This is a genomic window from Shewanella sedimentimangrovi (assembly GCF_017354965.1).
Lineage (GTDB): Bacteria > Pseudomonadota > Gammaproteobacteria > Enterobacterales > Shewanellaceae > Shewanella > Shewanella cyperi.
In genome coordinates this window covers 578876-591317 of sequence record NZ_CP071502.1, presented here as the reverse complement: position 1 = coordinate 591317, position 12442 = coordinate 578876, and the positions used below count along the sequence as shown (strand labels likewise).

At 56.5% G+C, this 12442-nt stretch carries 12 protein-coding genes; 5 read left to right on the top strand and 7 right to left on the bottom strand.

Annotated features, from left to right (window positions below; translation table 11 throughout):
* Window positions 1-264: 264 nt before the first annotated feature.
* Together JYB85_RS02420 and ccsA are read right to left on the bottom strand one after the other, a co-directional pair.
* Complete coding sequence (locus JYB85_RS02420; RefSeq protein ID WP_207380901.1) at window positions 265-984, bottom strand: hypothetical protein; 720 nt, start codon at window positions 982-984, stop codon at window positions 265-267.
* Between the two features lie 29 nt (window positions 985-1013).
* Window positions 1014-1832 (bottom strand): cytochrome c biogenesis protein CcsA, encoded by an 819-nt coding sequence (ccsA, locus tag JYB85_RS02415; RefSeq protein WP_207380900.1) that lies wholly within the window; start codon window positions 1830-1832, stop codon window positions 1014-1016.
* Window positions 1833-1914: 82 nt separating this feature from the next.
* Here ccsA and JYB85_RS02410 point away from each other — a divergent pair, with 82 nt between their 5' ends.
* The 5 genes from JYB85_RS02410 (at window position 1915) to JYB85_RS02390 (ending at window position 6979) form a co-directional block, all read left to right on the top strand.
* Window positions 1915-3183, top strand: coding sequence for a hypothetical protein (locus tag JYB85_RS02410; protein WP_207380899.1), 1269 nt, complete (start codon window positions 1915-1917; stop codon window positions 3181-3183).
* 4 nt (window positions 3184-3187) lie between these two features.
* On the top strand, window positions 3188-3877 hold the full coding sequence (locus JYB85_RS02405) for a tetratricopeptide repeat protein (RefSeq protein ID WP_207380898.1): 690 nt from the start codon (window positions 3188-3190) through the stop codon (window positions 3875-3877).
* Window positions 3861-4952, top strand: coding sequence for an Lcl domain-containing protein (locus tag JYB85_RS02400; protein ID WP_207380897.1), 1092 nt, complete (start codon window positions 3861-3863; stop codon window positions 4950-4952). The genes JYB85_RS02405 and JYB85_RS02400 overlap by 17 nt, the downstream gene beginning before the upstream one ends.
* A 213-nt stretch (window positions 4953-5165) precedes the next feature.
* Window positions 5166-5702, top strand: coding sequence for a cytochrome b (locus JYB85_RS02395; protein ID WP_207380896.1), 537 nt, complete (start codon window positions 5166-5168; stop codon window positions 5700-5702).
* Window positions 5699-6979 (top strand): ethylbenzene dehydrogenase-related protein, encoded by a 1281-nt coding sequence (locus JYB85_RS02390; RefSeq protein WP_207380895.1) that lies wholly within the window; start codon window positions 5699-5701, stop codon window positions 6977-6979. The genes JYB85_RS02395 and JYB85_RS02390 overlap by 4 nt, the downstream gene beginning before the upstream one ends.
* Here JYB85_RS02390 and JYB85_RS02385 read toward each other — a convergent pair.
* Genes JYB85_RS02385 through JYB85_RS02365 form a run of 5 tightly spaced genes read right to left on the bottom strand, consistent with a single transcriptional unit; the run spans window position 6976 to window position 12430 of the window.
* Window positions 6976-7950, bottom strand: coding sequence for a cytochrome c biogenesis protein ResB (locus JYB85_RS02385; protein WP_207380894.1), 975 nt, complete (start codon window positions 7948-7950; stop codon window positions 6976-6978). The two genes, JYB85_RS02390 and JYB85_RS02385, sit on opposite strands and share 4 nt — an antisense overlap.
* Window positions 7951-7973: 23 nt before the next feature.
* Entirely contained in the window at window positions 7974-10391 is a 2418-nt protein-coding gene (locus tag JYB85_RS02380; protein WP_207380893.1) for a multiheme c-type cytochrome, read from the bottom strand.
* 10 nt (window positions 10392-10401) lie between these two features.
* The gene (locus JYB85_RS02375; protein ID WP_207380892.1) at window positions 10402-11439 is read right to left on the bottom strand and encodes a 6-bladed beta-propeller; all 1038 of its coding nucleotides are present in this window, start codon (window positions 11437-11439) and stop codon (window positions 10402-10404) included.
* Window positions 11433-11810: a c(7)-type cytochrome triheme domain-containing protein gene (locus tag JYB85_RS02370; protein ID WP_207380891.1), complete on the bottom strand. Its 378-nt coding sequence runs from the start codon at window positions 11808-11810 to the stop codon at window positions 11433-11435. The genes JYB85_RS02375 and JYB85_RS02370 overlap by 7 nt, the downstream gene beginning before the upstream one ends.
* Window positions 11807-12430: a c(7)-type cytochrome triheme domain-containing protein gene (locus JYB85_RS02365; protein ID WP_207380890.1), complete on the bottom strand. Its 624-nt coding sequence runs from the start codon at window positions 12428-12430 to the stop codon at window positions 11807-11809. The genes JYB85_RS02370 and JYB85_RS02365 overlap by 4 nt, the downstream gene beginning before the upstream one ends.
* Window positions 12431-12442: the final 12 nt, after the last annotated feature.

Genomic DNA, 12442 nt, shown 5'->3' with positions numbered 1-12442 from the left:
AGAGCTTGTGCGATACCGCGGCACTTGAGGCATGACTGACTACCGTCACGAATTGACTCGAACTGAAGCTGACGGGCTCTGAGACCCTGGATGCAGATAAGGGTGTTTTTAGACAGGTACGGCGCTGACTGTCGCTATCAAAAGACGGCTTAACGACACTGCCGAAATATAAATTGCGGCTTTCTGCCAGCAAAAAAAATGCCAGTCAGCTTGGCTGACTGGCATCAGGACCTTGCCGGTATGAGTTACCGGTGGTGGTTCAGATTAGTTGACCTGGATATGGTCAATAAACCAGATGGAGTCGAAGGTACGGTTCAAAGAACGGCTGGTGAAGTTGTTCATTTCGGAACCGCCGTTCCAGCTGATCATTGTACCCTGGGCCACCTGGGTTTCAGGTACCGCCAGCCACTTTTCCTGGCCGCCTTCATTTACCCGCAGGTAGGAATAACCGGCAGAGGCAAACACTTCCAGCACTTCAGCCGTGCTGACACCGGCAGGGGCAGCAGCCTGAGCATGGTTTGCGCCATGGGGTTGAGCATGATCAGCGCCATGGGGCTGGGCCGCAGCCTGGTTCATCATACCGGGGGTGTTGAAGTGGGATACGAAATACACGGTTTCAAAGGTGCGGTTCAGGCTGGAGCTGCGGAAATTGGTCATGGGCGCATTGGTTTCCCAAGCCACCTTTTGCCCCACTGAGACACTGGTCATGGGAGCGGCTGCCCATTGCTCTTTACCATCCACTGTCACTTTAACGTAGGTGTAGCCACCACCGGCCAACACCTCTTCCACCACGCCACCAATAAGCGCGCCCTGGCTGATACTGTCCTGGGTTACTGCGGCCAGTTGTGGATGGCCCGCGGGCAGTTGCCCGGTGACCTGTTGCTGAGGTTCCTGGGCCGCCGGCGTCTCGGCCTGCTGGGGTTGACCACAGGCAGCGAGCAACAGCATGGCTGAAACTGAAGAGAGGCAAAGACGTGTTTTCATATCGGGCATCCGCGTATGTTGAGGTAAGGCTAAATTATACCTTTATGGGCAGACTGAGAGATAAAGGGGATTCCGAAAAAAGTGAGGAAGGCCACAGAAAAAACTGCAATGACGAGCAGCGCACTTTTTCTGGGCGTTAATTCCAGGGCAAATCTGGCATGCAGGGTTAAGGCCATACAAATCCAGGAAATAAGTGCCCACACTTCCAATGAATCCCAACTCCAATATCGGCCCCAGGCATCCTGGGCCCAAATGGCCCCGGAAATCAGCATCAGGGTGTCAAATACCAGCCCCACGGCCAGAAAGCGGAACGCCAATTCCGACAAGGCTTCATCTGCAGGTAAAGCCTGGAACGCCCAGCGACCTCGGGCAAGCAAGCGCAGCAGCACGGTTAGCGACAGGCTGACGGCCATCAATACCGCACCCAGAAACACCTTGCCAAAGCCCACATGAATGTAGAGCCACACGGTGTAATAGGTTGACGGGAAGAAGGTTTTTCCAGGATTGGTCAACAACAGCCAGCCCATCATCATAAAGAACACCGGGCAGGCCATCAGCAGGGCCTGACGCACCCGGGTAAAGCGATAGAAACACAGCAGCCAGATCAGCACAAAGCTCCAGATATTGCTGGAGAGTATTTCAAAAATAGTGACAAAAGGACCGTAACCAAATTCCACCCAACGCACGGTAATGGCCGCGGTATGAAATAAAAATCCGGCAATCATGGTGGGAAATAATAAAGCCGATATGCGTCGGAATAATAACAGCACTGCCAGGCCCCAACTTCCGGCCAAGGCATATAAGCCCAGGCCACTCCACAACAGTAAAAGCTCCAGTTGTTGATCCAAAACAGTCCCCACATATAGACATTTCTGGTATCTTAAACCAACGCATTATGCTTTGAAACAAGCCAAAGATTTGGGTGCATTGATGAACATCAGCAAAAGAATTCAAATTCTTACTGCTAATGGCTGGGGCCTGCTGGCGATCGCCTCCCTGATCCTCGCCAGCTTGCTGGCCATATTGCTCATAGCCATGCGCCTGCCACATTCGCCACTGGCCAGCAACGGCATTGAAGCCTTCCACGGTGTGCTGGTGTTGCATGTCACCCTGTCGTTTCTCATTTGGCTCACCGCCTCTGTATGCCAATTAACCCACAGCCGTTTGCTGAAGGACCAGGGTCAACCACTGAGCCTGATGGCCGGCCTGGGACTGTTGCTGGTGCTGATGTCGTTCTTTTTGCCTTCCTACAATCCGGTACCTTTGGATTATTTTCCCCTGTCCACCTCCTGGTGTTTCCTGTTGGGACTCGGCCTGTATCTGATTGCCGTGGCCATCACGGCCCTGCGGGGACTGTTGAGTCAGGCCGGTGACAACTCAGCCTGGTTACTTCGCATGGCACTGGCCTGCCTGTTACTGGCAATGGCAACACCGGCGCTGCTCTATGGCCAGCTGCCGGTCAATTTGGATCCCTTGAGCGGCTATCAGAGACTCCTGTGGGCGGCGGGGCATATTTATGTGTGCGCCGTCGGCTCCTTGCTGGCGGCATTGTGGCTGAAACCCGGAAATCACAGCCTCCCAATCAAACTGGCCGGCACCATACCGCCTATCGCCGCCGTGCTGACCCTGGGGTACGCCCTGTGGCAGGGCACTGTCACCCAGCCGCAACTGCACCATGATTTATTTACCTCATTGATGATGTATGCCAGTTGCGCTCCTTTGTTACTGGTTGTGCTGATGGATCTGAAACCGCTGCTGCACGACAGAATCAGCATTCTGGCCGGGGGCATACTGGCCCTGGGACTGTTGCAGGGGGCATTTATGACCTATGGCACCCTGACGGTACCGGCCCATTACCACGCCATGTTGGGACTCACCAACCTGCTGTTGTTCAGGGCACTGCTGACCCAGACACAAACCACAGCGCCCCTGGGCTGGTATGGCAGCAGCATCTTGCTGGTCAGCCTGTCACTCTGGTTCCTTGGCAGTTTTGGGGCCGCCCGCAAAGTCACCTCGGGTTATATCTGGGTGGTCGACTCGCTGCAATACCTGCTCTATGGCAGTTTGGCCGTGGGTGGCTTGTTGATGCTGGCCACCACGGCGACCATTTGTTTGAAGATTGCCGGGCAATTGCGCCGCCACAGCCCATCACGCGTCGGCCACAAGCTCAGGCCACTGACAGCCCCTGCGGATAATTAAGCCCATGAATGACAAACGCCTGCGTAACATAGTGTTTTTCGTGTTTGCGACCCTGGTGCTCGGCACTGTGTTCAGCCTGCTGCCGCAATCCTTTGTGACGGGACATAAACACAAGTACCAGGACTCGGCCCAAGACCCCAGCTACTGGCGCAGTGACAGTATCACGCCCAAACTTGAACCCCGGCAGCAACTGCAACAACCGGCCGATTATGTCAGTGGCGCCCTTGACCCTGCGGGCCACGCCAAAACGGCACAGCAGAACCAACAGCTACAGGCGTTCAACGATGCCGTGACCCTGATGCAATATGGACACCATGAAGCGGCGCTGGTGAAATGGCACGAATTTATCGGTCGCTATCCCAATGTGGTCGAAGCACAGGTCAATCTGGGCTACACCTTTATCGCCTTGGAGCAATGGGACTTTGCCCGCAGCGCACTCGAACATGCACTGGATCTCAACAGCGATCAGGCCAACGCCTACTACGGTCTGGCTCTGGTTGCGGAAGCGGGCAACGAGTTACGCCTTGCCAAAGAATATATGCAAACCTTTCTTCACCTTGAGCACGATAAGGCATTCGATAACAAAGCAAGGGCGGCGCTTTGGCTATGGGAAGAAAAATTGAAGCCTGACTATGTGTCACAAAATACTGTGACCGATAAAGATGTGACCGAGAAAGATGAAGCCAAGCACTAAACCGTTACTGATTTGCGCCCTGCAGTTCTCCACCCTATTGTTTTCAAGCCTGCTGTTTTCAAGCCTGCTGTTTTCAAGCCAGAGTCTCGCTGAGCAAAGTTGCCGCCCGGGAACCTCCCAGCCCGACCAACGCTTTATTGTCTTTGAAGACACGGGCCTGGTGCGGGACAGGGTTACCGGCCTGCTGTGGCAGCGCTGCTCCGTCGGGCAATTCTGGAACGGCACCAGCTGCGAAGAGTCCAGTAAACGCATGATCAAATCCTGGTTCACTTATTCCCAGCTGGACAGCGCCGTTGAGCGCACCATCAAGGAAACCGGGCAGGATGGCTGGCGGGTGCCCACCATAGACGAACTGCAAACCCTGGTGAAGTACGACTGCCAGGATCCGGCCATCAACAGCCATATGTTCCCCAACACCCCCAGCTGGCGTTTTTGGTCATCCACCCCCTTTGCCAACAACCCTGAATATGCCTGGACCCTGGACTTTGCTACCGGCGTGCCATCCACTGTGCTGACCAAAACCGCCTCCTACAACGTGCGTCTGGTGAAGGGCAAAATCCCTCGCCTCAATACTCCCCAGGCCAATAACGATGAGCAGGCCCTGGCTGAATGGGATGACGGCATCCACAATCTTGCCAACCCGGACCTGCAGGCGCTGCAATCACAAAAGGCAGCCTTTGCCGACCTGCCGCTGAACGATTTTGGCAAACCCGACTGGGCGGCGCTGCTGCGCGAGGGCGTAATAGCCCCCAGGGTGAACAAGTTTGGTGAGCCCGAAGAAATGCCGGTGTGGAAACACGATATAGTGTTCAAGGACACGGCCAATATGCCCTGGGTCAAATTCCCGCACCAAACCCACAGCGAGTGGTTGGCCTGCACCAATTGCCACGATGATATTTTTGCCCAGAAAACGGGCACGGCCGACATCTCCATGGCGAGCATCTATTCAGGTCAGTATTGCGGCACCTGTCACGGTGTGGTGGCCTTTACCCTCACCGACTGCGCCCGTTGCCACAGCCAGCTGCATCCCGGTGTGTCGGATCAATGGAAGGAATACTATAAGGACAAGCACTGAGCTGAGTGACCCACAACGTCCCACAAAGACGTTGTGGGTTCTGCCTAGCGCCTTGCCGGCATCCAAAATCCGAGCAGGATCACAAAGTCATCAATTGCTCGCCTTTTCAGCGTTATATTCAGCAAGGCTAATTAATTTATTCCACTCGAATCACAAAATGCCGCTGCCGCAGGTGCCAGAATAGCGCCAAGACCACTGCGGAGGGCATCCAAAATGGCAACAGACAAATCCGTTAAACACTTCCACTGTTTCAGCAAATGCATTCACCTGCTGACCGCCTTATTGTGTTCACTGGCCTTCCTTATGGCCTGGAAGGCACTGGCCACACCGTCTCTGGATGTATTCTTGCTGGAGACCCATTACGCCATTGGGCTGCTGGTCCTGTTGCTGAGCATACTGCGGCTGGTGACACTGCATCTGGTGGGTAAACCCAAGGCGCTCGGCAGTCCCCTTGCCCGCGTCATGGCCTGTATGGGCCACTATGCCCTGTACCTGGTGATCTTTTTGATCCCCCTATCCGGCATGTTGCTGATCGCCGCCAAGGCCAAACCCATGCTGTTCTTCGGTATCACCCTGTGGTCGGGCTTTCCCGAACGCACCGGCTGGCTGATCCGGTTTGCCAGCGAATTGCACCAGAGCCTGGTATGGGGCAGCACCGCCCTGTTGCTGGTCCATGTGGCCGCATCCCTCTATCATCACTTTATACTCAAGGACATCACCCTCGTACGAATGCTGGGGAGCAACAAATGAAATCAGCACTGCCGGTACTTCTGGGACTGCTGGCCTGGCCCCTTGCCCAGGCCGAGCCCCTGACCCTGACGGACACCTGGTCGGAAGTGAACTGGAACGATGTGCCCGTGGAGAGCCGCACCCTGTTTTTTCCCGGCAAGGTCAGCTTTGAATGGCTTAATTCCAGCCGTCACCCGGGTTACCAGGACCCTTTTTTTGAGCAGCGGCGCTGCAACGCCTGCCACAAGGATGAGGAATACGGGCTCGGCAATATGCTGGTCAAAGGCAGCCAGGACAGCTATCCCGGCAAGATGGGCGCCCTCCGGCTGCAATTGCAAATCGCCCATGACAATAGCTTCCTGCATGTCAGGGCCCGCTGGCAGGGGCAGGCCAACAAGCCGGCGCGCTTGCACAGTCTGCTGACATTGGAAAATGGCCAATGGCAGCCACTGCAATTCAACGCGCCGGCGGAAGAAGCCTTTTCTATCATGTGGGACGATGGCAGCATCCCCCTGTTCAGCAGTCAGGGATGCTTTCTCAGCTGTCACCTGCCGCAAGAGGGCAAGCCCGCCAAGGGACAGGGGCCAGGACTCAAAGATTATTTAGCCGCGGTGGGGGCCGGTAACAACAAATTTTTACCCGCCAGCCACAGCGGTCGCGGCACCCGTGCCAAGCCCCTGAGCGAAACCGAGCTGATGCAGCAACAGGCTGAAGGCCAGTTTGCCGATGTTTGGCAGTGGCACTCGGCCACATCCGGGGTGCTGGGGATAGTGGATGACGGTTGGCTGCTCGACAGCCGTTATCAGGATCCGGGTGAGCCCAGCGTCCGCCTCAACTTTAATCCCAGAACCGGTGAACCCATTTGGATGTTCAACCCTGAGGTGCAGGGCCGCAGCGCCCTTAACAAGCTGGATCTGGTAAAACAGCAAGGCCTGCTGACCCTGGTCGAGGGCCATAACACAGTGCCTTTCGATGCCGCCAAATTGCCCAAGGGCGCCCTGCTGCCGCAATACTATGTGTCCCGCCAGCAGGCCCACAGCAGCGAGATACAGCGCATCGAAGCCAGCTGGGACAAAGGCATCTATACCCTGGCGTTCAAACGGCCCCTGAGCACGGGTGACAGCAAAACCGACAAGTCGCTGCAAGCGGGCAAGGTTTACACCTTTGCCATCGCCATCCACGATGACAATGCCGAGGGCCGCGGCCATTTTGTCAGCTTCCCCATCTCGGTCTCCCTGACCCCCGAGGTGGACGCCGATATCATCAGCCGGGAGTTGAGCGGCGCGCAGAATCCTTAAGCAGCATCTGTCGGAGACTGAGACGGCCTGGTCGCAGCGGTTGAAGCCGCCCAGTCATAACGACTGAAGCGGCGGTAGAAGTACCAGCCCATGGCGGCGCAAAGAATGAGGCCAATGGCGAGCAAAAAAGGCTTGGCCGGATCGTAAATCACCTCAAAGCCCTGCCAACTGCCAAGGCCAAGGTATCGCAGGCGGCCACCGTTGATGGCAATCTCCTGCCCCGGTCGCAGCTCCACTCGCCTTTCGCCCTGGCGCAGCACCAAAAAGGCAGCGGCGGGTGGCACAAAATCCACCGCCTCCATGCTGCCCTCCAGCATGGACTCCACCCCTTCCAGCTTGAGCCAGAAGGGCTCGCCCAGCAAGGCCACTTCATTGGCCTGGCGCAGTTCATTGGCCGCCAGCCAGGGGAAATTCACCCCATGGGTCAGGGTTTGCCCGGCTCCGTCGGTAAATTGCAACAGGGCGCTGAAACCTATGTTCTTGGAGACATTGATGCGATAACCGCGCCACACCAGCGGCAGGTGCTCGGCCACCACCCATGATTCTTGGTCATGCCACACCCGCGCCCGCAGCCGCTGGGCCCGTTTGCCCGGCACATAGGTGGCCTCCATCGCCTGCAGCGACAGTGACAGTTCATCGAGGGAATAGGGGTGCAGGGGACCCTGCTGTGTTATCACCAACTGCTCAGGGGCAAAGCCCGCACCTTCCGGCAATTCAAAGCGGCCCTGAAATCCCGCCAGACTGCCGTACAGGGCAACCGGCAACAGCATGGCCAGGGCCACATGGAACAGTAACAAACTGCTGTCACGCTTAAAGGCAGGTTGGTAGAGGATGGCGAAAATCAGGTTAACCGTCAGCAGCAAGACCGGTGCCGCTATGGCCTCGGCATAGGGCCAACCCAAGAGATTGGCCGCGACCACGGCCAGCAACAGCAGGGCAATGGACATGAGGGTCAATTTAAGAGACGCCATTCGAGCTGGCAAACCAAAGTCCACTATTTGCATGCACTCTGCATCCACGATCTTCCGCGACTCCCGTTAGTTCCCAGCTCACCACAACTATTTTCTCTCCAGCTACCACTTGGATCCCAGGTTCTGATCCTAAGCGTGGCGTTTCGGTAATAAGGCCCGTAATTAAATACACTTCCACTAACACTTGTTCCGTCCGTTTTACCACCTTCGGGACCAACGTCATTGAGATTCACCAAAAAGGCCCGGTTCTTCCAACCGTGGGGGACTGCAACATGGCAGTAGGTACATCGCAGATTATTACCGTTTGAGGTTGATATCACTTTAGAGTGATGTTCATGCAAGTCATCCTTTCCTTTATCATCTTTGGGGTTCCAAAAACCGGTAGCGCTACCAGCCCCTGGCTCAGTTCGATACCCAGTCGTATGGCATTTAAAGCAAATCGCGTCGGTACCAAAACTATTTTCCGGATTGGACCAAACGCCACGCAAGATAAAGTAGTTGTTTGAACCATGGGGCCCCCAGGGCTTACCGGAGCTTGGGGCGCTGCCATTCGGGTTGGTATTACTTCCTGTTCCGGTATTATCACTGCCGTGACAGTCGGTGCAGTACATGGTTTGATTACCTATGTTCTTCCACGGCTGGTACCAGCGAGCAGCACTGCGAATGTTGCCTGCTGTTCGACCAGTTTTGTCCATCACCGGATGCCAGGAGCGGCTGTTTCCGGCGGTCCAACCTGTCGGTGTTGGAATTGTGGTGCCATCAACATAACCACGATGGTCCGTCGGCGCTTGAAACTCCATCGCCTGATTGGTTAGCTGGGTCACGCCGTTGGTATTGACCGGGGTGCCGCCGATTGCGGATTCTTTACCAGCCCCGGTGCTGGCACCCAGAGAAGGCGGCGTGGTACCGAAGCCATAATTCGAGTGACAGCGCATACACACCTGATATTCCCGGGTCACATAGGGCTGGGTCACCTCGGTGCCACCGCCGGCAGGGGGTACGCCCTTCTTCACGATAAAGCTGATGGCGTTATTGGCAGCTATAGGATCGGAAAGAAATAATTTCGAGCTATATACAGGTTCCACCCCGATGGAGCCCTTAAGGGCACCGGAAGCAATATTGGTGTGTGTGGAAGAGCCGCTGTGGGTATGGGTGCCCTGACTACCTGGCGCGGTGGCATTGAGCAGCGGCGCCTTCATTACCCTGTGGGGGTTGTGGCAGTCGGTGCACTCGGCATGGCGTTTTTGCAGATCGCCATTGCCGGTACGGCTGGGATCCTCGGTGAAATCCGCATCCTTGATATCGTGGGGCTCAATCTCAGCCTGATGCGAATTGGTGATCGGCATCTTGTATTTCTTGGTGGTAAAATCGGAACGGATGTCCGGAATACCCGCTTCCTGCACCACGCTGTTGCTCAGTTCCCTGTGGCACTGATAGCAGGTTTCCTCAATGGCCGGATTGCCACCGGATTTGGGCGAGGCCGTGCTGTCGGTGCCTTCCCGCAATAGGCGGCGAGAGCCTTCCACGGTATGGGTATCGTGGCAGTTTAAGCACCCTGCCTGCCATACCTTGGTGCCGAGTGGAAATTCGCGCTGGTTCGCCGCCGCATCTGTGTAGGTGTAATTGGCCGTGGTGCTGCTGGCATGCACAGACTTGGACCAGGCATCCCCTTCCTTGTCGTGGCAGCCCAGGCAAATAATGTCGTTATTGGCATCAAAGGCGCCACCTGCGGGCGTCACCTTCTGTAAGCGGTTGGCCCGCAGGAACTTGCGTTTGGCATCGTCCGGGTCGTAGAGGTGCGGGTCGTGGCAGCTGGTGCACTGCATCTTGCCCTCATGATCCAAAGGCAACTGGGGATAGACCCCGTTGCCGCGGGTCCCTATGTGGCTGACCGAGGCCGGGTCCCTGAGTTCGCCGTCGGCATTTGCCAGGGTGGTATCAAAGGTAAAGGAAATGGGGTGGTCGTTGGTCAGGTTGGTGCCGATACGGCGGGTAAAACCGGTTTGGGCACCGCTGCCCACCGGCATGGTACCGTCGGGCTGGGTGCCGCTCATGGCGATGCTGGGGTTAAGCTGACCATTGGCCACATTCACCGCCCCTATGGCCACAGTGCCGTCGTGGCAGGACAAACACAGCTTGGAGGCGCCGCCCGGGGCCAACACGGTCTCGGATTGCAGCGAAGAGGAAGTATAAACCTGGTAGGTGGCACCGGTATTTAACTGCCGGTTCCACAGCGGCACGGCCTGGGTGTTGTCACTACCGTGGGGCGTGTGGCAAAAAACGCAAATCTGGCTCTCGGTGTTGGCCTTAACCGTGTTGCTGCCAAGGGATGACAGGTTGTGTTTGGTCATAATGATGTTGGAGGAAGGTGCAGCCTCAGCCGCTATCAGCGACAGGCTCACCAAAAGACCCAGCAATGCACACCAAGCTATGACTTTCATTGCGTTCCATTCACTCCGTGCCCAGGTACTGAAACACAGTGACCCTGCCATTAAGCATATCACTGACATACACCCGGTTCTGCCCATCCACTATCACGCCCGAGGGTAACATAAAATTGCCCGGCTCGGCACCGCTGCCCCCTATGGGCAACAAAAAATCACCTTGCTGATTGAAAATCAACAGGTGATCAAAATAGGACTCGACCACGTAAATCCGTCCGCCACCGTCGAAGGCCACGCCCTTGGGGCGGTTGAGGTTACCTACCCGGTCACCCCGCTGACCAAGGGACAAGAGTTCCCCCGAGTCCAGGCTCAATTTGTGCACCTTGGCCGCCAGGGTGTCGGCGATAAGCAGTTGCCCATCCCGATAGGCCAAAAAGGTGGGCCGGTTCAGCTCGGGGGCACCGGCCAGCAGGCCGACATAACCCAGAGCCTCATCCAACTGGTGTATGCTGTGGTTCTGGGCATCGCTGATAAACCACTGGTGCCGGTCGGCCGCCCACGCCAAGCCTACAGGTTGGGCTATGGCAGCAAAACGATGTTGCTTCAACAACTGGCCAGAGAACCTGTCCAACTCCCAAATGCAGGCCGCCTCTGAGTCTGCCACCAACAAGCTGTTGTCCTTGATGGCCAGTCCCACGGGGGACTGGAAGGCCCGGCCGTTTTCTGTGCCCCAATAGGCAAACTGATTGGTCTTGGTGTCGAACATCAGTACTGCGGCGGAACCCACATCGCTGACATAAAGCCTTCCTTCACCGTCCACCGCCAGCCCCTGGGGCCGGGCCAGCTGCTTGGGCTGTTTGTCGGCCTCGCCAATCAGCCACTGCCAAAAGCGTGCAATTTTGCTTTGCTGCACAAACTCCCGGTGAAAATTCTGCTCACCTATGATGTCCCCCAAATACTGGTAACGGGGCACATCCACCGAGGGCCAGACCAGGGGGAAGTTACTGTATTGGGAGGAAAACTCGAAGCGAGCCTGGGTCTCGACGCTGGCACAACCGGCAAGTGACAACCAAATCACAGCACAGACCAGCAGCCGCATTACCATATGGAAGGCCCCATTGTCTTGTTGCCACCATAGATGCCACTGGGCAGGCCCGGTTTACCACTGTGGCAACGATCGCAATGCTCGGTACTCCAGGCCACAGTGCCGTTGTGGCACATACCGCAAAACTTGCCTTCGATAATGTCACTCATGCGCACATCGTTTGAGCCGGCGCGCATTTCAAATCCCAGTTCCGAATGGCAAACCTTGCATTTCACCCGGGCGCGGTGGAACCAGTGGGGGAACACCACCGGGCGCATCCCCTGGCTCTCGGCATAGCGGTTGAGCACCACATCGGCGTATTCAGCCCACACGGGGCCAGTGGCCAGCGTTCCGATAAAAAAAACTGTCAGTATTCGCCGCCAGCTGGTCATTGATTGCCCCCTTGTTGCTTGAGGCGAGGATCCACCTGTTCCGTAACCGGCTCATACACCCTGGAAGGCAATGGCTGAGGTCCACCTTTAACGGGTTCCGACCAGGCCACGCTGTGGCAACGACGGCACTCGGTGAGCGGGAAAGACACGGCCCCGTGACAGCGGCCGCAATATTCGCCTGCCAGGATCACAAACATATTGGTGGGATTGCCACCGGCCTTTGGGACAAAGATTTTATCGTGACAATTGCTGCAATCGAGCCAATCCGTGTGGGCCTTGTGTGGAAACCTGACCCTGGGCATTTCACCGGTATTGGGCATGATGATATCCAGATCCAAACGGCGCACCTCGGTGGCCTCATAGAGGTTATCTATGGGCTGAATAACGCCTTGATTGAGTGCTCTCACCCAGTCGACCTGATTGCCAACCCCTTGAAAGTCAGGCGGCATCTCCTTGAGTGCTTCCTCGGGCTGCTGCAACACAGTGACGCCCGGACCTTCAGGATCGTGGATACCATCCTGCTGCAACTGCAGCCAGACCCTGGGGTCTTGTGGCTCGGTTGCCGCCCAGGCCGTAGCCAACCCAAGCAGCATCAGCAGCGCGCCCGTGAGTAATCTCATGCAATATCACCT